The following is a 23,123-nucleotide window of genomic DNA, read 5'->3' on the forward strand; positions in this document are numbered from 1 at the left end:
AGGCAGGCGAGGAGAACCAGCGCACCTGCAATCAAGGAGGTAACGGGTCTCTTTACCCTCTCTTTATTTGTGTCGGGAGAGGGTATTTTTCCGCCATCACCTGCGGTGTGCGAGATGGTCTCAGCGCCAGGGATGGCGTTTCATGAAAACCCTTTAAGCGCTTCCCCTGTTTCCTGTTGCAGACGTTGCATTGATATTACTGGAGCCGCCTTCCATTTCTTTACCGCCACGCTTCCATCAAGGCTGTATTTATATACAGTATTCACACAGGGTTGTCGGGTCAGACTCTGACCACTGACACTTTTCAGGATGAATAAAAGGAGCGAATTATGGATAAGAAGCGCGTTTCTTCTGCACAGCCCGTTGTCAAAGCTTTACGCCATCTGAAGGTGGGCTACGTCAGAAAACGGCATGAAGATCCTAAAACTTTTCTTGCGACCCATTTTAGTCGCCACGCCTCACTGAATTTAACCGGAGACTGGTTGCAACAGGCGGGTTTTCCTACCGGTGCCACGGTGAAGGTCTCTGTCACCCACGGGCAGTTAATTATTGAACTGGCGAACCCGTAATGGAACGAACGTCCCTGCATTTACCCTGGCGCTCAGGCCTGCCGGGAATGGTTCAACGCCAGTCGGCTGAACGCGTACTCTCTCAGCAGCAGGCGCATACGCGGGGCCAGGATGCAGCGATTATTGGGGAAGTGGTGGAACGTAAAGGGTGCGGCTGGTCGATTTGTAGGGCGTTAAACGCCTTCTGGATTTACCGCATGCGGAACTCCTGCCCCCGCATTTGTTAATCCCGGACGCCGTGACGCTCGCGGCGTGCTACTTTTTTGGCCGGTATTTCTCTGGCAGTGGCGGAACGGGGCGGCGATCGTCTATCAGATGGCGAATCGTCAGAATCGGATGTCGCCATAACATGCGCGGCCCCGCCCAGCGCATGATCTGTTTCATCTCTTCCCGTTTCGCAGGCTGATAGCAGTGTACCGGGCACTGTTTACAGGCAGGTTTCTCCTCACCGAATACGCATCTATCCAGCCGCTTATCGGCATAGGTGTTTAGCGCCTGGTAATGGGTTTTATCCTCTGTTGCCTGCGGATTGTGCTGCTGATACAGGGCGATCATTTTATGGATCGTCAGTTTTTCGCGGCGTATACGTTTACCGTTCATCGCTCCCCCTAAAAGATGCAGTAATTTTACATCTTTTACTGCGCCATGACGAAGGACTTTCTGAACCGAAGGCGTGTAGTGCCTTCCCGTTGAAAATACCCTCACGCTCTTGCGGTACAAACGTATATTATTGACGAAAGACCGGTCGCCAGATGCAATGATTCATCGGGTTTATTATCCGGAGCCGCCTCAACCTAAAGGTTGACTGTACTGGTGCCCGTAATGCCGGACCGGGGCCTGTTAAACGCCTGTCGCCGTATACGGCCTGAGGCTGACGCTGGCCGGTGCCGTACTAATAAAAGAGTGCTGAAATGAAACTGACAGTCATCACCACCGTTATTCTGCTTGCAGCGTCAGGGTATGCGCTGGCATCGCCAGCAAGTGAGGAGGCCGTCGCGGCGGCGAAAACCACCCTCGGCGAGGCATTATATAAGTCCGCGTTGTTAACAGGCGCTATGCCTGATGACACTACCAACCCGATTGAAGCAGGCAAAGCAATGGGCGCAGAGATGAGCCAGCGCCTGGATAACGTTGTGATTGGTGGCCTGAATCAAGGCGCTGACTGCGAAGATATAACTGCCAATGTTCAAAAAAGCTTCGAGATTATGCAGCGCGGTGCGGTGAATCAATTCGCCTCGTCCTCGGCCATTAAAAAAGCCCTGGATAACGTGCCCCTCAGCGCTGCGCAATATGCCTCTGCGCAGTGCCATAATCTGACGACCCAGTAAGTTCACCACCAGGCTTGAGCAATTGCTCTCGTTGAAGCCCTCCCCCGCCCAACAGGAGACCCTGCATGGTTAAATATGCCGCACTCTTTGCTATCTTACCTGCCCTGGCTTTTGCCAGTGAGCCACTTCCACTGCCGATTCAGCAGGTCGAGAAACAGGGCATCAAGATTATCAAAGAGGTAAAAACGGAAGGCGGCCTGCGAACATGGCTGGGACAGTATCAGGAGATGGGCGTCACCCTCTGGCTTACGCCGGACGGCAAACATGCCATTTCAGGTTACCTTTATGATGAAAAAGGACAAAACCTGAGCGAGCAGCTCTTTCGGGATGAACTCTATATCCCCCAGGGGCGCAAATTGTGGGAAAAACTCACTGCCGCTAAGGGCATCAGGGAGGGCAACCCGGAGGCCAGCCGTAAAGTGGTGCTCTTTGCTGACCCTTTCTGCCCTTACTGTAAGCAGTTTCGTGCAGCAGCCCAGCCGTGGATCACCGCCGGAAAAGTCGACCTGAGTACCTTACTGGTGGCCGTTATTAATCCGCAGAGTGGGCGCTACGCCTCGGCTATTCTGAGTGCTGAGGATCCGGCAAAAGCGTGGCGCACCTATGAATTATCCAACGGCAAACAACTCCCCCCTTTCCCCGAAAAAACGTCAAAAGCGGTGTTCAGCGCGGTGCAATACCATCAGCAGTTGATGGACGAAACCGGAGCGAATGCCACGCCCGCAATTTACTACATGAACGACAACCAGGAGCTCCAGCAGGTGGTGGGCATGCCGGATGAAAAACAGCTGGAAGCGATGTTTGGCCCCAGATAACCCTTTTTAACAGAGTATAAGCGCCCCGGTGAGAGACGCTTCGTTCTCGCCGCTTGCGGGAAAGTACGATCTGATTACAATTCTCGCGCCAGCACTGCACTGGCCACCTGCGATTAAAATAAAAGCATGTAAAGGAATTTGTATGATTGTTCGTCCTCCCCAGAGCTGGTTTGTCCGGCTGTTTAACTGGCACGGCTCGGTGCTGTCCATGATTATCTTCCGCCTCGGTCTGAACCTGTTTATGGCCATCGTCGCCATCATCGCCTGGCCGTACTATGAGAACCTGAACATTCATCTGACGGTAGCCCCGTTTAGCCTGCTGGGTATCGCCATCGCCATCTTTTTGGGTTTTCGCAATAACGCCAGCTATAGCCGCTACACCGAGGCAAGGATGATTTGGGGGACGGTTTCCATTACCTCTCGCAGTCTGATGCGTCAGGTCATGAGCGCCCTGCCCGCCGATCGGGAGGTACAAATGACGGTGTCGCGTCATCTCACCGCATTCAACTGGCAGTTGAACCATCAGCTTCGCGAAACAGACGCTACCAGTGACCTGCAACGACTGCTACCCGCAGAACGTGCCGCCGAGGTAAAGGGGAGTACCTCTCCTGCCAATCGCATCCTGCTGCTGCTTGCCACGTCGCTGGCGAACTTACGCCGGGAAGATAAAATCAGTGATTTTGTCTGGCAGAATATGGATGAAAATCTGAACGAACTGTCCCGCTGCCTGGGCGGTTGCGAGCGTATCGCCAATACGCCGGTGCCCTTTGCATACTCACTGATTCTTCAGCGCACGGTGTACCTGTTCTGTACCCTTCTGCCGCTGGCGCTGGTCTCCGATCTTCATCTGATGACGCCGTTCGTTTCCGTATTTATCTCGTATGCGTTTCTGTCATGGGATTCAATTGCCGAAGAGATGGAACACCCTTTTGGCACACACCCCAATAACCTTGCCCTCAACGCCATCTGCACTTCTATCGAGCGAAACCTGATGGATATGACCGGGCAGAGTCCGCTGCCACCGCTGCCGGTGCCGGATGAACGTTTTAACCTTATTTGAACAAACCTGCCGAACGTCACCGGTCACGCAGATTTTCGGCAGGGAAAGGTAGCAACCCATAATTTACTATTAAATATAGCAGTTGATTATTATTTTATTTTCAATAACGCCACAAATACCCATCAGTAGAATTTATTAAACCTGCGTAATTCAGCACCCCTGACAGGAAGGAATGCATTAAAACCGGATCAATTCATTACAGTAACTGATGAAATATCACCCTCGCCCCGGGATGAAAATACAAAGCGATACGATAAGATTTACTAATTAAAATTAGCGTCATCAATAGTTCAAAATTAAAGAGTAATCACTAAGATCAACGATGGCCTGCCAGATTGCATCGTCATGCCAAAACTGGATAATCAGCGAAGTTAATGGCCATAATGTCCGTTATCCCTAAAGATTTTTATTCCCTTGCCGATGACTATAAAATCTTTTAAGAACCCAGCGCTACTCCACATCTTTGTCGTGATTTTAGCAATGTTTATCGAATATAATGACAGTCATGGATTAGTGAGAATACGCCTCTTAAAAGTTCTTAAGCTGAGTTAACGGTTGACCAGACCCGAAGTACCTCAGACTTATTATAAGTTTCTCGTATTAATTTCTCGTTTCAATAGTGTCGATGGACAGCACACTTCCCCCTTGCACTGTGCCAGCGACAATTTAAGGATAAACCGATGGCGATTAAGTTAAACCGTAGCGCAACCTGTCTTCTTGTTTCACTGACTCTTCTTCTCAGCGGCTGTGCTAATACCGGAAGCTCCCTGTTATCGGGTACCAAACCCGATCCCCGCCTGACCAGCACGGAACAAGCGAAATTCTTTAGCGCTTCGGGCGCGCAAGGCTGTGGCGTTGGTGCGCTGGCCGGTGCAGGTATTGGCGCGCTGGCTGGCGCACTGGCAGGAGACACCAAAAAAGCTGTCATGGGTGCCGCTATCGGTGGCGCTGCAGGCTGTGCCGTGGGTCTGACCGCCAACTATTATCTGGACAGTCTGAAAAAAGATTACGCCTCTACGGCGGATCGCCTGCAAGCCATGGATAAAGACATTACTAAAGATACTGCGGACGTAGAAAAATCCTCTGCGGCGATGAAGCAGGTCATCAGCGAAAACCGTGCATTGCTAACAAAAATGAGCCTGCAGAAAGATAACGCCGGGTTTGATAAAGCCAAAGCCACTAAAGATTTGGCGCAGATCGATGCCAATATCAAAACCATGAAAGAAACCATCAAAGGAATGAAAGATAAAGATGCAGCCTATAAAGTGGCGCTGAAAGGACAGAAAACATCTAACACAGCAGATAAGGTTAAATTAGCCACGCTGGACAAAGAATACAGCAAACTTAATGGTCAAATTACCGCTCTGGAATCAGAAGCGAACGGTTTGTTCAGTCAACGTCAGGCTATATCACTGGGTTGATAATTACGGGCCGGTATTATCACCGGCCCGATTATGGCTTGTTGCAACCACCCTTTATACCGCTTCTTCTCTTCACGGATACCTTCATGAGAAAATACGCACTATTTGCTTCATTATTACTTGCTGGCTGCGCAACCTCACCCCAGGATTGTGATTTACATGCGCAGGACCCCAGCTTTTTAACGAAATTGAGCTGCACAACGTCAGGCGGTTATCGACAAAAGGTTGACCAACAGGAGCAGCAGGTTCTCCAGAGCCAGCGTGACAATAAAATTGCACATCAAGAACTGGCCGATACACAAAGCAGAGTGCAGGACTCAAGTCAAAAACTGGCAGCTGAACAGGCCAGGGTAACAGCGATGCGCTCAGACCTGACACAAACACTTAATAAACTGCAGGCGAGCAAAGTTAAGAACAAGCAAAGCCAGCAGGAAATCCAAAAACTCAAAGAGTTGCAGTTGCAAGCGCAACAGGCGAGCAGCGCCAGTGACGTGACCGCGCTTGAGCAAAAAATTGCTGAGGCCAAAACGAGAATCGCCGAGCTTGAGCAAGCTAACGCGCTTAACTAAAGGCACCGATACGAGGGTCACCCTTCATGGCCGCTATTACGCCTGATACTGACCCTCTGATAGCAGTAAATGTGACTAATACCTTTACCGATAAGTTGCCAGAGGCTCACCAGGCCTATGGGGCTGATAACAATTATGACTCTGGGCTATGCAACGATTAACACGATCTGCGCCAATTGATGATTCTGCTCTGGCAACGTATGAGGAAACGGTAGCGATTATTCATCGCCATCTTCCTCCGTCTCTGGCGCTGCTCTACGCGACCGCACGTCGCAGTACTGATGGCCATCTTGAGTGGTGGACAGAGCGTCAGGGCCTTGCCAGACCTGCGTCTACGCTGAATGAGGCGGAACAGCTTAAAGTACAGAACAAGCGGCAGCATTATCAGGACATTGTTGCGGGCCTGGTCGAACAACTTACCGCACGGGGGGAGGATAAGCCGGCCAAGGCTTTGCAAACCCTACTTAACCACTCCGGGCAATTGACCTGTTATGACGTCGGCGGCGAACCAGTATTAATCGACTGGGTAACGCCGTCTCAGATGGCATCCGTGCCCATTCCTCCAGCACCTCTCATACCGTGGTGGCGACGCTTTCTGCCCTGGTTGCTGTTGCTGCTGCTCTTGATCCTGCTGGCACTCGCAGGCTGGTGGTACTTCTGTCATAACCGCCCTGTCGCCATTCAGCCGGAGCCGCCTGTCACCGCTGCTGCGTCCTCCCCGGCGAATACCGAATTAACCCAGGACAACCCGAGCATAAACCTGGCCAAAAGAAAGGATTTCGGACGGATCAGGGCCAATCTGACCTGGCAACAAGGTGCGAACAAAACCCCTGTTGATCTGGATATCGCCGCGTTTGTCCGCTTCAAAAATGGCGACATTGGCGGGGTTGAAGCGCTCAGTAAATTTCTCGGTCACTACGATAACCCCCCCTATATGTTGCTGCAGAAGGATTTACGCGGGGGTGGCGACGAAGATGGTGAGTGGCTCGATATCAACGGTAGCCAATGGCAGGAAATTGATGAGGTGCTGATTTACAGCTTCATCTACGGCGGTACGGACAACTGGCAGGGAACGAATGCCACTATCACCCTCTATATTCCCGATCAGGCCCCCATTAGCTCCACGCTGGTTGATGGCAATGAACGTAACAACGTTGCGGCTATTGCCCGTTTAAAAAATGTGGATGGCAACATCAAAGTTGAACGGCTCGACAACTTCTTTGCCGACAGAGAATCGCTGGATAAGCATTACGGTTGGGGCTTTGAGTGGACGCCCGGCGCCAGCAAAAATTAGCCAGATACATCTTACGTGCGTTAATTAACAGCCTCAAAAGGTTTAGACAATGCGAAATTCGATTCAGGGACCTCTGTTACGTACCGGCAATAACTCCTCGTTTAAAGCGCTGGGCGAAACTGGTTATCCCGTTTTTAAGATGGCGTTTCAGCTTCGTGAAGCCATCTATCGCCTGGATGCCGGGCGCGATCTGGCCCGACACCTTGCCGTCCCGCAAAACGATCAGGGGGGCGACAGAACTGACTGGTACAGCAGTTTTCCCGGCGACGTCATTCCCTGGAGTGGAGCAAGTGAAGCCGAGCAAGCCTCTGCGCGTCAGCAATTTGAAGAGTTCCAGGTGGCAGTCCAGGCCTTAAGTGAGCAAATGCTTAATGCCGATCAAACGGGTGCAGGCGGTGACCGACGGGTATTTGCGCAATTATTAAAATCGGTGGTCCATTTTCCGGATTATGACTTTGTCTATCTGGTTAACGGGGTGCTGGTCATTACGTTTTGGGGATTTGTGCACCCCACCGGCGTACAAAGCAATCCTATGCACTGGCTACAATCCTCTTCAGTAGCCGCCGCAACGCCGTCGGCCGCCAGCGCAGCGCAGCCTGAAACGCCGCCCCGCACCTCATGGGTGCAAAACGCGCCCGCTGTGGAGACGGTGACACCTGTCCGCCGCTGGAACTGGCGCTGGTTACTCTGGCTGCTTCTGGCATTGCTGTGTCTGGCACTCTTGCTGGGTCTGCTTCGTGGCTGTGCGCCATCGCTGTCATTACCCGGGCTACCGTGGATTTCAGCGGATAAAAATCAAAGCCTGCCGACGGTAGAGGTCGGAAACGGCAAGGTTCCCGAGGTGACACTCCCGGCAGGAAACTCCGTCAATGCGCCGAAAGTGGCGACAGAAAACAACGAAACTGTCGGCACCACGACGGCCGCCCCCGACGCCAGCAGTTTAGTACCCGAGACCCCCTCCTCTGCTGCGCCTGCTGAGGCGCCTGTCCTGGATGCCAGCCCGCGTAGCGGGGAAGCGCAAAATGCGCCAGCAGGTGAAGACGCCACCGCTGCCGTTCCGCCCGTGGATGCAGTGCCGCCGATGGTTCAGGAACCTACGGTGAGCGAAGCGCAAAATCACGATGCGCAACCGCATGATGTTGCCCCTCACACTCAGCCGCCTGTTATTCCCGCGCAGGGCGAGCCACTGATTATCCCTCCCTCAGTCAGTGATGGACCGGCGCAATTTCTCAATGGGCAATGGCGCGTTAATGGCGGTATTCAGGACAAGCTCACCGGTCGCCCTTTGCAACTGCAATATAACTTCAACCAGGGTAACGGCACCGTCAGCGTCCGTCAGTCCAGTGGCGTAACCTGTACCGGAGCCGCCATGGGGAACGTCGAAAAAGGTGCGTTAAACATCTCTAATCCTGAACAGATGAAATGCAGTGACGGTTCAAACTTTATCGGCCCGACCATCGCATGCAAATCGCCTGCTTCCGGCCACGCCGATTGTGTCGGCAGCAATGATGGGGATAAAACCTTCCCTATTCGTATGCTACAACCCAATACTTAACAGGGACGAATTACATTATGTTGCCTGAGATTATTTCTTTTGATCGTCAAATCACACTGGTTGGCGATTCCGGGATCCAGTTTATGGATTTTGGTTTAACGCTTAAACGTCAGCCTGCGGGTGAATTTGTCAAACTCGCCAACGGCGTGCTTACGCGTCTGATTTACAATGAACAACGTGATTACTATTTCTATCAGCCGACAGCTGGCAACATTGAAAAGGCCAAAAGTCAGTACGATATTCCAATCGAACAGAGCCTTAAATTACTGGATAGCGTCTGGCTGCCTCTCCCCCTGTTTCGCTTCAGTCCACCGAATATTTATCAGGAAGGGCCGCTAAACTGGGCGCGTTTTCGTTTAGTGAAGCTGGATGAACCCGATTTGGATGGTCATACCCACCGTATGACGCTGGCGATTGATACCCGCATTATGGCGAAGCAGCAGGCCGCCGCCGATCTCAGCCCGAATCAAGAGGACGTGAATGCCGGTGCGACCTTTGCTGTCGCTACCGCGACCTATGCGCTTAACTGGTATCTGACTCAGGAATGGGTCAAGGACTGGCTGGTTGAAGTCTATACGGACGCCAGTAAAGGGCGGGACATTGACGAGCGTGAAGAAGAGCTTGCTCAGCAGTACCCTCTGGCGCACTACCTTAATCTTCTGTCATTGATGGCGATTCCTGTGGAAGGCCTACAAACGCAGACCGAACCGGTGATTGAACTCCCCCAGTTCAGAATGATCGCGAATCGGGAGGTCAATGCCATCAAACCTATCGCGGTTGATCTCATTCTTGATGTGGGTAATTCCCGCACCTGCGGCATTTTGATTGAAGACCATGGTCAGTCTGGTTCAGGGCTTATGCACAACTATGTGCTTAAACTGCGCGACCTCAGCTCCCCTGAACATGTCTATACAGACCCCTTTCAGAGCCAGGTCGAGTTCTCTCAAGCCTTTTTTGGTAAAGATCACTGCTCAGTACGCAGCGGCCGTCACGATGCTTTCCAGTGGCCAACCATCGCCCGTATTGGCGGTGAAGCCAGTCGTTTAGCCGCCCGCCGTCGGGGCAGTGAAGGTTCCACGGGGTTATCCAGTCCTAAACGCTACCTGTGGGATGAGAAGTTCTATGGCCAGGGCTGGCGCTTTAACGGCAGCTATGTGCAGGATACCAACCCCCTCGCCACAGCGGCCCCCTTTGCCAATCTGATCGATGAAAAAGGCGAAGCGCTGCACACCATTGAAGACGAAATGGATCGCATCCCCGTTTTCACACCACGTTACTCCCGCAGTTCTCTGATGACATTTATGCTGTCGGAAGTACTGACGCAGGCGATAAGCCAGATCAACAGCCCGGAGCAACGCATTCGTGAAGGTCATGCGGGAATCCCTCGTCAGCTCCGGCACATTATTCTTACCGTTCCGCCAGGTCTGCCGATGGCAGAGCGCTGCATTCTCGATGACAGAATGCGTCAGGCGGTGGGCTTAGTCTGGAAATCTCTGCGCTGGCATACGGGCGAAAACAATCCTTATGATGATGAAGTAGAGCCACATACCCAGGGCAATATCAAAATCCCGCTGCCAAAAATTCGCGTGGAGTGGGACGAGGCTTCCTGCGCTCAACTCGTGTATCTCTATACCGAAATCAATCAAAACTTTGCGGGTCATCCAGAAGTGTTTTTTAACACTTTGGGTCGCCCGGATCGCAAAGATCGCGAAGCCATTACCATTGCCTCCATCGATATTGGCGGTGGCACCACAGATCTGGTGATTACCGATTATCGTCTGGATCGCAACGGTTTAGCCGGGGGGGGCGCGAACGTTCACATCATTCCTCACCAGCGTTTTCGTGACAGCTTTAAAATCGCCGGTGATGATATTCTGCTGGATGTCATTCAGTCCTATGTACTTCCCGCTTTCGAACAGGCTTTACGCGAAGCGGGTGTGCACACGGTAGACACCCTGATGTCGCAGCTGTGTGGTTCACAAAATATCAGCGCAGCCGAAGCGGTGTTGCGTCAGCAGTTAAGCCTGCAACTGTTCGTGCCGCTGGCACTGCACATCCTGAGCCGCTATGAACACTTCGATCCGCTGGATGAACAAACGCATCTGCTGATAAATCAGCAGGTCAGTGAGTTACTCCCCACGGGCAGCCTCAGAGAAGAAGTAGAAGCCTTTGTGCGCCGGGAAGTGCAAAAAGCAGGCGGGCCTCAGGACTTTAAACTGGGTAACATCGTCCTGAATCTTCCGCTGGCGAAAGTGCACAGCGATTTGTGCTCCGGTAAGTTCAATATCGATAAAGTGCTGACGGCCCTGTGTGAGGTCGTCTCCTGCTATAACTGCGATTTGTTGCTGTTGACTGGACGCCCATCCCAGTTGCCAGGTATTCAGGCTATCGTACGACGGAATCTGCCGTTGCCGCCGGGGCGTATTTTAGCGCTTCATGGCTATCAGACAGGTACCTGGTACCCATTCCACAAAAACGGTCATATTGACGATCCGAAGAGCACGGCATCTGTGGGCGCGATGTTGACGCAACTGTGCGCCAACCATAGCATTCCGAACTTCCATTTCCGCACTTCGGCGCTGAAACCTTATTCAACGATTCGCCATATCGGCATCATTGATATGGATAACCTGATTCACGATGCTGATGTGGTCTATCGCCATATCGAATCTGAAAATGGTCAGATTAAGTTGCCTGTTATTACCAGCCCTGAGGGTGAAGCCACGACGCAGAGCATCGTCATGCGCGGTGACCTGCGCCTGGGGTATCGTCAACTGGATGCTGAGCGCTGGTCAGCATCCCCACTCTATACCCTACGGTTTAGCGAAGAAGGTCGCAGAAAATTTTCGGCCGCGACCTCAACGGACAACGGTTCGCCGTACCTCAACGTCAGGCTGATGATTGATAAAGGAAAAGATGCTCGCCGATTAGGACTCATCAGCGATCGTCTGATCGTTGCCGACGTCAGCAGCAACACCGATAAATCGTTCAGCAAAAAAGATATAGAGCTGGAGCTCAATACCATGCCGGATACCGGGCTCATTGACAACCGCCACTGGCTCGATAGCGGGAGCGTTAAAAAATAATGAACAACGAACAAATTTCCCTTCAACAAGGTTGGGCAGCTATCGCCAAAGGCTGCCAGGATGCACTGGGCTGGGTAGAGACAGTACGCCCCCGTTCCCGCCGCCTGGATAACGAAGCGGATAAGCTCAACTTAGGTTTATTACGCACTAAAAATCTTGCCAACAGTTTGGGCCGGGTCTCCACCACCCCCATGACGGTGGGTTTCTTCGGCATCTCACAAGCCGGTAAGTCCTATCTTATTTCGGCATTAGCCGCGGGTAGCAATGGTGAGCTGGAAGCGCTTTACGGCGATCGTAAAGTAGACTTCATTAAAGAGGTGAACCCGGTCGGCGGGGGCAAGGAAGCAACGGGGTTGGTCACCCGTTTTACCCGGCAGGTCCCTGATGCGCCGACAGGTTATCCGGTTCCGTTGCGCCTGTTCAGTGAGATAGACCTTGCAAAAATTCTTGCTAACACCTGGTTTAATGACTTTAACCACGAACAACTGTCTTACCAGTTGGATGAAAGCCGAATCGAAGAGCGCTTGCGTCCGTACCTGCAACGTTCAGGCCAGGCAAACGCACACAGTGGCGTCAGCAGTGAGGACGTTGTAGCGTTATGGGATTACCTGAACGCGTCATTCAAGAAATCAGTCGAAAAACTGGAGCATGCATACTGGCCGCAGGTGCTTAAAGTCGCCCCGATGCTCAGCCCCAATGAGCGAGCAGAACTCTTCTCTTTGCTTTGGGGGGAGTTACCTGAGCTGACCGAAACCTATCGTTCGCTCGCCAATGTGCTGGCAAAACTTAACCACGCCGAAATGGTGTTTGCTCCGCTGGAGACACTGATCGATCATAGTCGTGGCAGCATCATGAATGTCGATAGCCTTAATAAGCTTGGCTCAAATCAGAGTCACTCTGTCGAAATTCGATTCTGGAAAGAAAACCAGCAGACGGGTAGCGCCAGCTTGTCACAAGCTGAACTGGCGGCACTGACCTCTGAGCTCATTTTCCCGCTGGCAGAAGTGACCGACCAGAGCGTGACCAGGCAGGTCGACTTACTTGACTTCCCGGGCTACCGTGGACGCCTGAAGCTCACCGCTCTGAAAGATGCTGATCCGGATAACCCTGTCTCACAGCTCCTGCTTCGCGGCAAGGTTGCCTACCTCTTTGAGCGCTATACCGATAACCAGGAAATGAATGCCCTGGTCGTTTGCGCCAGCTCGTTTAAACAAAGTGACGTTGCCGATGTTGGTCCGGTGTTAACGCGTTGGGTGGACAAAACCCAGGGCAAAAATGCAGACGAGCGCGGAGGCACGAAGCCGGGGCTATTCTGGGCCATTACCATGTGTGATATGCGCATCACTGACAGTCTGAAAAAGACGGAAAGTCAGTTGAAAGAAGCCTGTGACGGCATGCTGCATATCACGCTATTGGAACGTTTTGCTCAGTATGAATGGCTAAAAGAGTGGTCGCCTGGTCAGCCTTTTAATAACTGCTTCCTTGTACGTAAACCCGGCATGGATAACCCCTTCCTGACGCTGGAAAACATCCCCGGCCAGGAGAGCCTTAAAGAAGTGGCTCTCGCCGATCGCTATCGCGGCGTACTCGATACAATGGGCACCGTCTTTGCCAGTGGTGAAAAAATTAAACGCCACGTAGCCGACCCCAGCGCGGCGTGGGAAGCCATGCTCTCCTTGAATGATGGAGGCATGCATCGCCTGACCGAAGCACTTCGTGGTGTCGCCAATCTGGAGTTCAAATTAAAACGTCTGCAAACGCAGTTGCGAGCGTGCCGTGAGAATACGGTCGAAAAACAACTGGGACGCTGGTTTGAAAAGGATGGCGAGGGCAAGATTGAGCAGAAGCAAGCCATTGCTAAAGATCTCTGGCAAGGTTTATCGGCCTGCGCACCGAGCATAGGCGAAATGATAAATCGCCTGGATCTGCCGCCGCATGAACTGCGTAACATTTATCTGAGTATCCGCGACCAGGACAATGAATCTCAGGCGGCCGGTGAGCCTCGGGCAGCGGTCTCCTTTGCAGCTAATCCATTTGGCGCTAACCCGTTTGCCAGCAATCCTTTTGCCGATAATCCTTTCGCCACTGCGCCTGCTGATGACAAAAGTGCTATGGATGAGGCAGCCGCGCCGCTGCCTGAACGCGTGGGCCGTGATGACGCCTTTGCACATGAAGTATTCAAAGTCTGGGTAGCGCATTTACGCGATTTACCGCTGCAAACCGCAAGCTGGCAGCAGTTGGGCATGAACAGCGACATGATCACGCTGCTTTGTGAAGAGCTCATCACTGCCAGTACTCGTCTGGAACTGGAGGGTAAGCTGAAACATGCCCTCGCAGGACAGGAGCAGGCAGGCACGCTTCGTAGCCAGTTGATGGCTCGCCAGGTGTTACGTGCGCAGCTGACCATCCGCGATTTTATCGCCTGGTTTGGTTACCTTTCCTTGCCTGAGGATCAGGTTCCCAATAGCTATGTGGGCGAGAAAAAGAAAGTCTTTGCCCGACAGGCAACGCTTGGGCAGGATGAGCTTCCACAACTGCCTTCTCTCGCGCCGCAACCCGGCGTCGCCTACATGGGTGACTGGTTGTCCGCGCTGATGACCCTCATTCTGGACAATGCGGGTCATAGTGCCACCCGCGATATCTCCATCGAACATAACCGGCAACTTGGCCAGATTATCGGCCAAATGAAACAAGAGAACCTGTCATGCTAGCTAAAATTTTTGCCTGTCAACCTGCCGTGCCGGGCACTGCCCAGTTGATGATCCGTTTGCGTGGTGAACAGTCTCTGCTCGCCAGCCTGACCTTTTGCCTGTGCAATAACGAACAAAACTATCTGCAACCCGACAGCAACTGGAGCCCGGCTCCCCACTGGTTCACCATTGATGGTGGTTATCCGCTAAGCAACGGCAGTGGTTTCCGTATCGGGCCGACCCTTCTGAATCCGCTGCTGGAAAGGGCAAGTCAGGTGCAAATTCAGGTCAAACTGGCGTCAGGTGAAACGCGCAGTACGACACTGCAAATGGTGCGTGATGAGCTGTTCTCATCGGATGCGCGTGGCCAGACGGGGAATTACAGCAGTAGTAGCGTGCTGTCGACACCCGCACCGGTTCCGGCCCCTGAAGCCCAACCTGAAGTGGCGCCTGCACAGCCGACGATTGCTCCTCAGCCTGTGCAGGACACGCGCCCACCAAAACGCAGCGTATCCCTTATACCGATCGTGGCCGGCATACTCATCGTGCTGCTCATTGCGGCCGGCGCGTTATGGTGGTTTATGGGACGAGACGCCTCTGCACCGACGCAGGAACCCGTGAACAGTCAGGCCGAAGCCCCAGCTCCGGCGGCCCCGGCTGAACCTGCTGCACCTGCTACCCCGGCAGCGACAGAAGCCAAACCGGAGGTCAGCGCGTGCTCAGTGGCCAATCTGAACAGCCAGAGTGAACTTGATTTCGTCCAAAACTGTGTGCAGCAAAAGCTCGACAGCGCGGCATTGTTGACCATCATTCAGGCTGCCAAAGAGGCGAAGAAGTGCGGTGTAGCGCAGCGCTTGTATGCTAACCGTGCCCAGGGCGGAGATACCCAGATCGCGCTCGCTTACGCCACTGAATACGATCCTAAAGAGCATAAGCCAAGCGAGTGCTTTAAAACGCCCGATCCCGATACTGCCGCTTACTGGTATGAAACGGTGCTGCAAACTGAGCCGGATAACCAAAAGGCTAAGCAGCGCCTTGAGGAGTTGGGCAAATGATGAAGAAACATTTTCTAAAACTGGCTTTACCGTTGTGTAGTCTGCTTTTGGCTGGTCATGCGTATGCAGCAGAGGGGGATAAGCCCCTGCTGCAGGAAGGCAAAAAAACGCTGTTTCAACGGGTGCTGACCACGCCAGGCTGCAAACTCGGCACCGCGGCAGGTGATGACAAAGGGGTACTGCAGCCTGCGTTTAGCAGTCTTTATGTTTATCAGAAAGCAGAGGCTAACGGACAAAGCTGGGTGCAGGTGGGGCCAGACAGCTATGGCAAGGTTATCGGCTGGCTGCCGCAGTCGTGCACCGTGGACTGGAAAATGCAGCTTACGCTTGCCTTTACCAACCCCGCCAACCGCGATCGCTTGATGTTTTTTAAAGAGCGAAAAAGCCTTGATGATATTCTTTCTGCCCCCGATCCGGTCTCACTGGTGGCACCGCTTCGTGCCCATCTCAAACGAGACGGTAACGCCGAGGGCGTATTAGCCCAGGAACCGGAATATTTCGTGGACCTGCAAAAGCAGTTTTACTTGTTGCCTATTTTGAGCGGTGAAGAAGTGATGACTGAAAATGGGTTCTACACGCGCTTACTCAATGTTGCCTCGGTCAGCAAAGCAGACCCTGAAGTCAAACAGGGTGATGACGTTAACCAGCTAAAGGGCTTTAATGCGACGGTCGTGTTCGTTATCGACTCAACCATTTCCATGGGTCCCTACATCGAACGCACCAAAGAAGCGGTCAATAAAATTTACGACAAAATCAAACAAGAGCACCTGCAGGATCAGGTTAAGTTTGGTCTTGTCTCATTTCGATCAAATGCCAAAGCCGTACCCGGTCTGGAATACACCACGAAGATCTACGCTGATCCTAATCAGGTAAAAGATGGCGACGATTTTCTTAAGAAAGTTGCAGGGCTGAAAGAAGCAAAAGTTTCCAGCTCACTTTACGATGAAGATGCTTATGCAGGCGTAATGTCCGCAATCGACAACGTTGACTGGAGCCCGTTTGGCGCGCGCTACATGGTGTTGATCACCGATGCGGGAGCAATTGAAGGTAGCAACAAACTTTCGGGAACCGGCCTGGATGCGAAACAGCTCAGACTGGAAGCCGGCAATCGCGGTATTGCTATTTATACCCTGCACTTGAAGACCCCTTCCGGCAAAGATGACCATGCGAAAGCCGAAGGCCAGTATCGTGACCTCTCTAATTTTGACAGCACGCAGTCTAACCTTTATCAGGCGGTGGATGCCGGTGACCTGAAAACCTTTGGTAAGCAGGTCGATGCCCTGGCGGCAGCGATTACCGAGCAGGTGAAGTCAGCCTATATGGGTGACCCGGCCATCGGCAGCGCACTCTATTCGAAAGATGAAGGGAAAAAGTCCACGCCGGAAGAGAAATTGCTTGAGGATACCGCGCTCATTGGTCACGCCATGCAGCTCGCTTATCTGGGCAAGAAGAATGAAACCCAGGCCCCGCTGGTCTTCAAAGCCTGGATCAGCGACCGCGATCTTATCAAGCAGAACATCCCAACCACGGATGTTCGCGTGCTACTGACAAAAGGGCAGCTGAGCGATTTAAGCGATGTGGTCAGCCAGATTCTGCAGGCGGCAAATGAAGGCATGATCTCTCCTGATAAGATGTTTGAGCGGCTACGTACCGTCGCAGCCACCATGGGCGCTGACCCTAACCAGCTCAAACAGAAAGAGAATAGTAAGATTAACGAACTGGGGGTCCTGGGCGAATATCTTGCAGATCTGCCGTACCGTAGTGATGTCCTGAATCTTGATGAAGAGACGTGGAAAAGCTGGGATGGCCTGTCGCAGGAGAAATTCATCCGTACCCTGTCAGCCAAACTTCGTCATTACCAGAAATACAATGCCGATGTGGACCGCTGGGTTGAGCTTGCTAAAGACAGCGATCCCCGTGAACGCGTCTATCCTGTACCGCTGGAAATGATGCCCTGATGCTGCACATTGAAAATTTGCACGTTGTTCGCGGCGAGGGTGTTCAGGCGCATCATGTTTACCTGCCGCAGCTCGTGCTGCGGCCAGGTCAGTTGGTGGCAGTGACTGGCGAAAGCGGCTGCGGCAAAAGTACGCTGCTTGAAGCGATTGGATTATTGTTGCGTCCCGACCATATCGGGCGCTTCACGCTGACGGATACCGATAAGCAGCATGATGTTGCATCGCTCCTCACTACTAATCGGCAGGCAGACCTCGCAGACATTCGTGCGCGTCATTTGGGATTTGTTCTGCAAAACGGCGGGTTATTACCTTTTCTCAGGGTACAGGACAATATCCGGCTGCCGAGTCAACTGCTCGGCATCACGCCTGATAAACCGTTGCTCGACAGAGTTATCAACACGCTCAAGCTCGGTCCGTTACTGGGGAAATACCCGTCACAACTCTCATTTGGTGAGCGACAGCGAACCGCATTTGCCCGCGCCATTGTACATCGCCCCGGACTGGTGCTGGCCGATGAACCCACCGCGGCCCTTGATCCCTACAACGCTCAACAGCTATTTAGTCTGTTTATTGACCTGGTGCAGCAGGAGAAGATGATGGCACTCGTGGTCTGCCATGACTGGCCGCTGGTGCAAAAATTCAATTTGCCCTGTCTGGTCGCCCGTCCCGACACGGATTCAGGCGAACACGCAGAATCACCGGCCCGGAGGGGAACCCATTTTGTCTTTTAACCGAACCCTACTGCTTGGCCGTCTTGCGGTACAGGATCTGTGGCACGACCGTATTATTTCTTTTTGCATTGTCTCTTCTCTGGTTGCAGTGATTGCCCCCCTCCTCCTGTTGTTTGGCCTGCGCTTTGGGGTAATCAGTCAATTGCAGGATGATTTAACGCGCGATCCCCGCAACCTTGAAATACGGATGCTCAGCAGCGGAAGCTACGATCAAGCCTGGATAGATGCTTTGCGCCAGCGCCCTGATGTGGGTTTTGCCATAGGGCAGACACGCTCCCTAAACACTCTTGCTGATTTGCAAACTGACAGCAGTCACTTCATTGAAAATGCCGAAGTAATACCGACGGATGCAGGCGATCCGCTGCTGGGTAGTCTGGAAATTCATCATGAAAATGAGATTGTTTTAACGCAGGAAGCAGCACGCAAGCTGGCCGTAAAGGTGGGCGACACCCTTACCTTACGCGTGAGCCGACAGCGCGAAGAACGCCGGGAGTGGGGGCGTAAATCGCTCACCGTGGTTGGGATCCTTGCACCGACTTATTTCAACCGGGCCGCCCTGTTTACTCAACCGGCACTGCTCCTGATGCTGGAGCGTTTTCGTGACGGTTATGCCGTGAGCGAGCTTGGTATTAGCAGCGGCAGTCAGCTTAACGACAAACCGCCCCTCTATGCGCGCGCGCGCCTGTATGCCAGCGATATCGATCAGGTTGCCAGCCTTGAGCGCGTTCTGCGCGCGCAACGCATTGAAACCACCAGCCGGCTGGCTGACATCGAAAATGTGAAAAGCATTAACCGCGTGCTGGGGGTGATTTTCAATACTATCGCGGCAACCGCGCTTATCGGGTGTGTTGCTTCGCTTATTGGCTCCTTTATCGCTAACGTCGATCGTAAACGTAGACATATTGCCGTGTTGAGATTGTTGGGATTTACCGGTCCGGCAGTCGGGCTGTATGTCATTTTACAAGGCTGCCTGCTCAGCCTGTTGGCCTATGTAGGGGGTTATGGCATTTATTTACTTGCCAGCCAGATCTTTAACCGTGCGCTGGCGGGCAGCCAGGCAACCGATCAGATGCTTTGCAAAATAACGTTACAGCATAGTCTCTTCGCCATGGCGTTGACGCTGCTCGTTGCACTGCTGGTTGCAAGTATCGGTGCCCGCCGCGCCATCAACATAGAACCTGCGCAGAGCCTGCGTGAGGTATGACCTTATATTCTTATTTTAATCACTTGATTCGCGGAGAGTGTTTGTGACCTTGACTCTTTCTTCACTGCGGTACGCTTTAGTGCTCGGCCTGCTTCCCCATATGTCTTCAGCGCTGGCGGAGCCCTGGGCCACCAATACCTGGAACCCCAATCCTGATGATGAAGATATCGTTTTGCCAATGCCTTGCGAAGGTTCAATGGCGTTTCGTCGCGTCGAGATCCCCGTGTCAGGCCCGCTGGACGATCTTCCCATCACGCTAGGGCAGGATGGAGGAGACTGGGGCGTTGTCGAACACAGTTACCCGACTTTCATTGCTGGTAGCTTTAGTGAGAGCAAAAAAAGCAAAGGTCGTTATTACCTGATGGCCAAGTACGAGCTTACGGCTCTGCAATATAAAGCCCTGATGGAAGGAACCTGCCCGACTCCGTCGCGAATGCTCAGTATGCCTGCAACCAGCATGAGCTGGTTTGATGCCATTACTGCTGCCGATAAATATAATCAATGGCTACGCACTAACGCCCTCGATAAACTGCCTCAGGAAGATGGGAAGCCTGGATTCTTGCGGCTACCGACGGAAGTAGAATGGGAATTTGCAGCGCGCGGCGGCCTCAAAGTGAATAGTGCTGAATTCCGGGATGCCCATTATCCGATGGATGATATGAAAAACTATGAATGGTTTTCTGGCGCGCAATCCTCTAACGGTAAAGTCCAGCTCATCGGGCGATTGCATCCCAACCCGTTGGGCTTGTATGACATGCTGGGTAATGTTTCAGAAATGATGTTTACACCGTTTTATCTTAACAAGCTGAACCGTCTCCATGGCCAGGCCGGGGGGTTCGTGGTGCGTGGGGGTAGCTTCCAGTCAAATCCAACCGATATTCGCAGCGCGACCCGTAAAGAAGTCAATTACTACGACAACGCCACCCCCTCGACCAGTAAAACCACCGGCCTGCGTCTGGTGCTGGTCGCCCCTACCATCACCTCTACCGATAAAGTGAAACAACTCGAAAAAAGCTGGGAAACCCTGGGGGCTGAAAATCAAAACGGCGAGAAAACTAAAGATGAAGGTAAAGATACGGCCAAAGCGCTGGGAAGTCTTGCATCTGGTATCGACGATGCGGCACTAAAACAGAAGCTAAAAGATCTCGAAAATCAACTTCGCGCCAGCAACCAGAAGCAGCAAGAAGAGCGTGCTCAGTCGATTCGCGCCAGCCTTAATTTAGGATCGTTCCTGTGCACCAAGCTGCAGGATGATGGTCGCTTCCTTGATTTCCTGAATCATAACTATGAGCTGCTCTGTAAAGATAAAGATGCCAGCGACACCAACTGCGCTAACCGTAAAAGCAAACTGGGAGAGCAATCAGACAGGCTGCAACAGCTTACGGGCTATTACGCCAGCAGTCTGGTCGACTCGGCGACCTTGTACGGTGCGGACAGTCTCAAGCATGAAGTCTCGGTATTCGAAGAAATGCTCACGATCAATAAGCGGCTCACGGGTTTGAAGCCCTTCCTGGCGGCGCATTGGCAGAATCAACAGAAGTATCTGGAAAACGGTAAGATAGATACCGCAGGTTGGCTGGAAAGCTGCAAAAAGACCGCCGGTGGGCAATAACCGTCGCTGAAATTCCAGGCGGTAATAGACAGTATTGTGAGGAAAGACGCCGTTGATTCATTAGCGGTGGCGCGTTTTTGGTACTGAATGTCGCAGCCAGACTGGCCTGCGGCATTCGGCCGGAGATTATGGGGTGTCATTTTGTGTAGCCAGCGCACGTAACTCCAACGCATCGTGGCTGCAAAAAAGGGTGATCTCATCGCCATGACGAGAGACAAGCTCCCTCAGTCGCTGTTGATTATGCCGTCTCGCCCCATTATCCATTGCCATCATCCACTGATAAAAGCGCAGCCCAGGCGTACAGTGCGGTTTCTGCCCCTGCATTTCACCGCGAAAAAACCAGGCATCTCCGCCATGCAATAGCCAGCCTTGCGGCTGTTTTATCGCAATACCGGCATGCCCCAGCGTATGCCCTGCCAGCGGCACAAGCAGGATTTCAGGCAAAAGCCCTTGCAGAGCCGTTACCGCCTCAAAGCCATACCATGTCTCACCCTGTGGCTGATAGCCTGTCCAGCCAGAAATGCCGCTCCACTGGCCGGGACGATAGCGTTCTCGCGCCAGCCAGCTATGCCGCTGCTGAGCGTTATCTATCTCTGTTTGCAATAGATGAACTCGCGCATGTGGGAAATCGGTAATGCCCCCGGCATGGTCAAAATCAAGGTGCGTCAAAATAATATGTCGAACATCTTCGGCATGAAATCCCAGCGCTTCTATTCGTGAACGGGCAGTCAGTTCTTCCCGTCGTTGAATGTTATTCAGCACGCGAAAAAAGCCAGACAGACGCTGATCTGGGCGATGTATGTCATCCTTGCCGAATCCCGTATCCACCAGCACCAGCCCATCACTGTCTGTTTCAATGAGCAGACAATGGCAGACCAGATGCGCGTGTAACCCCTTGCTGAAGCCATCGTATAACGCGCCGCCAACAGGGCACATGCAGCCGCAGTTAAGGTGATGGACCTTCATCATTTCGCCTCCGGGATGGCCTGCCGGGTCTGCTCCGCCTGTCCAAAGTGGCTGGTCTCCCCGTGGGCATGTTCTCCCGCGCCCTGCACCCGTTTGAGCTGGATAACATCGCCCTTCTGCCATGCGTTCGCTCCCTCGATAATCGGGTGCGCCACTATATCGGCACGTTCACGTTTGATGGTCTGCGTGTTGACATCAAGTCGTTTGTCCCTGTCAGCCAACAGTTGAGGATCAAGCTGCCCTTCCCCGGTAAAGCCCATCATCAGCGCCGGGATGCCAAGGGGAAGCGTCTTGTCGCGATCGGTATGCCAGGTGTGCCAGGTCTTACCATACGTATTCACAATTTTGCGCATCAGGGCCTTATCTGCCACTGCCGGTAATCCGGGTGCTATCAGACTGCCGGACTTCACTTCATACTGATGGCTGTGCCAGAGTTTTTTCTCCTCCGGCGGCAGGGTTCTGAACAGACGCTCACTGATAATGTATTCAACCCCCATCAGGCGGGCATCCTTTGTGTTGCCGTCATAAATCACCGCCTGCATGACGTCTTCATTTAGCACCGTCACATAATGGTGGGCTTCCATCTGCCCGTTTTTGTCACCGCTGTAAAAATGAAAACCGTCAAGATAAGCACTTATCGCCTCAACAGGCGGACGGGACTGCACTATCTGCGCGCCGGTTTCCAGCACCTGTAGTTCAGAAGAGGTCTTTTCACCGGGAAGTGGGGTTTGAGGCGGGGTGGTATTTGCCCCGCATCCTGCTAACGTCAGGCTCGTTAAGAGTGCAAAAAATAGAGGTTTCATCTGCTTTCCTGGTCAGGGTCGTTGTACTCAACGTAGTACATGACGCGAAAAGCGACGATAAATTTGTACCGATCCATGCAAGACGTTTTGAAGAGAACGAACTTTGCCCGCTGCGCCGGCCATAAATCAACGCAGAGCTATCCTGTTGCCAGAACCTCACTGCCGTTACGCTTAAGGTGCGCAAGCACGTGCGTTTCTCTCACTGGCGCACCTTAAAAGTGAAGTTATAAATTTGAAATACATCACACTCCTGAACGAACGGTAAAAATGTACAGCATGATCATAAACTCGCAGGTTTGCACATAATGCATTGATATAAAAAACTTAATTAATTTAACTACCACATTCCAAGCCTGGTAAAAAAGCTTAAAAATATAGCTGCGGTTTAATAAAAATCCTTACCCTTT

Annotated in this window: 18 protein-coding genes and 1 pseudogene; 16 read left to right on the forward strand and 3 right to left on the reverse strand. The window is 52.6% G+C overall.

The features are described 5' to 3' along the window. The first annotated feature begins 329 nt into the window (after window positions 1-329). Window positions 330-569, forward strand: a complete 240-nt coding sequence (locus M1D91_RS18265; RefSeq protein ID WP_437432610.1) for a SymE family type I addiction module toxin — start codon at window positions 330-332, stop codon at window positions 567-569. 50 nt (window positions 570-619) lie between these two features. Further along, window positions 620-783, forward strand: a pseudogene (locus tag M1D91_RS18270) (hydrogenase expression/formation protein HypE); the annotation flags it as partial. Between the two features lie 41 nt (window positions 784-824). On the opposite strand, the gene M1D91_RS18275 reads toward M1D91_RS18270, so the two are convergent. After that, window positions 825-1,169 carry a nitrous oxide-stimulated promoter family protein gene (locus M1D91_RS18275; protein WP_437432609.1) on the reverse strand — a complete coding sequence of 115 codons (345 nt, stop codon included), beginning with the start codon at window positions 1,167-1,169 and terminating at the stop codon, window positions 825-827. Between the two features lie 311 nt (window positions 1,170-1,480). Here M1D91_RS18275 and M1D91_RS18280 point away from each other — a divergent pair, with 311 nt between their 5' ends. The 14 genes from M1D91_RS18280 (at window position 1,481) to M1D91_RS18345 (ending at window position 20,947) form a co-directional block, all read left to right on the forward strand. Next, window positions 1,481-1,897 carry a hypothetical protein gene (locus tag M1D91_RS18280; protein ID WP_437432608.1) on the forward strand — a complete coding sequence of 139 codons (417 nt, stop codon included), beginning with the start codon at window positions 1,481-1,483 and terminating at the stop codon, window positions 1,895-1,897. A 65-nt stretch (window positions 1,898-1,962) separates the two neighbouring features. After that, window positions 1,963-2,712 carry a thiol:disulfide interchange protein DsbG gene (gene dsbG / locus M1D91_RS18285; protein WP_437432607.1) on the forward strand — a complete coding sequence of 250 codons (750 nt, stop codon included), beginning with the start codon at window positions 1,963-1,965 and terminating at the stop codon, window positions 2,710-2,712. Between the two features lie 142 nt (window positions 2,713-2,854). Next, on the forward strand, window positions 2,855-3,772 hold the full coding sequence (locus M1D91_RS18290) for a bestrophin family protein (protein ID WP_437432606.1): 918 nt from the start codon (window positions 2,855-2,857) through the stop codon (window positions 3,770-3,772). A 680-nt stretch (window positions 3,773-4,452) separates the two neighbouring features. Beyond that, window positions 4,453-5,193: a hypothetical protein gene (locus M1D91_RS18295; RefSeq protein ID WP_437432605.1), complete on the forward strand. Its 741-nt coding sequence runs from the start codon at window positions 4,453-4,455 to the stop codon at window positions 5,191-5,193. 86 nt (window positions 5,194-5,279) lie between these two features. Next, window positions 5,280-5,762: a hypothetical protein gene (locus M1D91_RS18300; protein ID WP_437432604.1), complete on the forward strand. Its 483-nt coding sequence runs from the start codon at window positions 5,280-5,282 to the stop codon at window positions 5,760-5,762. Between the two features lie 148 nt (window positions 5,763-5,910). Next, on the forward strand, window positions 5,911-7,056 hold the full coding sequence (locus M1D91_RS18305; RefSeq protein ID WP_437432603.1) for a tellurite resistance domain protein: 1,146 nt from the start codon (window positions 5,911-5,913) through the stop codon (window positions 7,054-7,056). 49 nt (window positions 7,057-7,105) lie between these two features. After that, the gene (locus tag M1D91_RS18310; protein ID WP_437432602.1) at window positions 7,106-8,611 is read left to right on the forward strand and encodes an SrfA family protein; all 1,506 of its coding nucleotides are present in this window, start codon (window positions 7,106-7,108) and stop codon (window positions 8,609-8,611) included. 17 nt (window positions 8,612-8,628) lie between these two features. Next, window positions 8,629-11,697: a virulence factor SrfB gene (locus M1D91_RS18315; protein ID WP_437432601.1), complete on the forward strand. Its 3,069-nt coding sequence runs from the start codon at window positions 8,629-8,631 to the stop codon at window positions 11,695-11,697. Next, window positions 11,697-14,408: a putative virulence factor gene (locus tag M1D91_RS18320; RefSeq protein ID WP_437432600.1), complete on the forward strand. Its 2,712-nt coding sequence runs from the start codon at window positions 11,697-11,699 to the stop codon at window positions 14,406-14,408. Before M1D91_RS18315 ends, M1D91_RS18320 begins: the two co-directional genes overlap by 1 nt. Continuing rightward, complete coding sequence (locus tag M1D91_RS18325; protein ID WP_437432599.1) at window positions 14,402-15,442, forward strand: single stranded DNA-binding domain-containing protein; 1,041 nt, start codon at window positions 14,402-14,404, stop codon at window positions 15,440-15,442. Before M1D91_RS18320 ends, M1D91_RS18325 begins: the two co-directional genes overlap by 7 nt. Beyond that, window positions 15,439-17,400, forward strand: coding sequence for a vWA domain-containing protein (locus M1D91_RS18330; protein ID WP_437432598.1), 1,962 nt, complete (start codon window positions 15,439-15,441; stop codon window positions 17,398-17,400). Before M1D91_RS18325 ends, M1D91_RS18330 begins: the two co-directional genes overlap by 4 nt. Then, the gene (locus M1D91_RS18335) at window positions 17,400-18,131 is read left to right on the forward strand and encodes an ABC transporter ATP-binding protein (protein ID WP_437432597.1); all 732 of its coding nucleotides are present in this window, start codon (window positions 17,400-17,402) and stop codon (window positions 18,129-18,131) included. Before M1D91_RS18330 ends, M1D91_RS18335 begins: the two co-directional genes overlap by 1 nt. Continuing rightward, window positions 18,121-19,335: an ABC transporter permease gene (locus tag M1D91_RS18340; protein WP_437432596.1), complete on the forward strand. Its 1,215-nt coding sequence runs from the start codon at window positions 18,121-18,123 to the stop codon at window positions 19,333-19,335. The genes M1D91_RS18335 and M1D91_RS18340 overlap by 11 nt, the downstream gene beginning before the upstream one ends. Window positions 19,336-19,378: 43 nt before the next feature. Continuing rightward, the gene (locus M1D91_RS18345) at window positions 19,379-20,947 is read left to right on the forward strand and encodes a formylglycine-generating enzyme family protein (RefSeq protein WP_437432595.1); all 1,569 of its coding nucleotides are present in this window, start codon (window positions 19,379-19,381) and stop codon (window positions 20,945-20,947) included. Between the two features lie 126 nt (window positions 20,948-21,073). On the opposite strand, the gene M1D91_RS18350 is transcribed toward M1D91_RS18345, so the two are convergent. Together M1D91_RS18350 and M1D91_RS18355 are read right to left on the reverse strand one after the other, a co-directional pair. Continuing rightward, window positions 21,074-21,916, reverse strand: a complete 843-nt coding sequence (locus M1D91_RS18350) for an MBL fold metallo-hydrolase (RefSeq protein WP_437432594.1) — start codon at window positions 21,914-21,916, stop codon at window positions 21,074-21,076. Continuing rightward, complete coding sequence (locus tag M1D91_RS18355; RefSeq protein WP_437432593.1) at window positions 21,913-22,716, reverse strand: OBAP family protein; 804 nt, start codon at window positions 22,714-22,716, stop codon at window positions 21,913-21,915. Before M1D91_RS18355 ends, M1D91_RS18350 begins: the two co-directional genes overlap by 4 nt. Window positions 22,717-23,123 lie beyond the last annotated feature (407 nt).

Source organism: Enterobacter sp. SA197 (genome assembly GCF_054131575.1).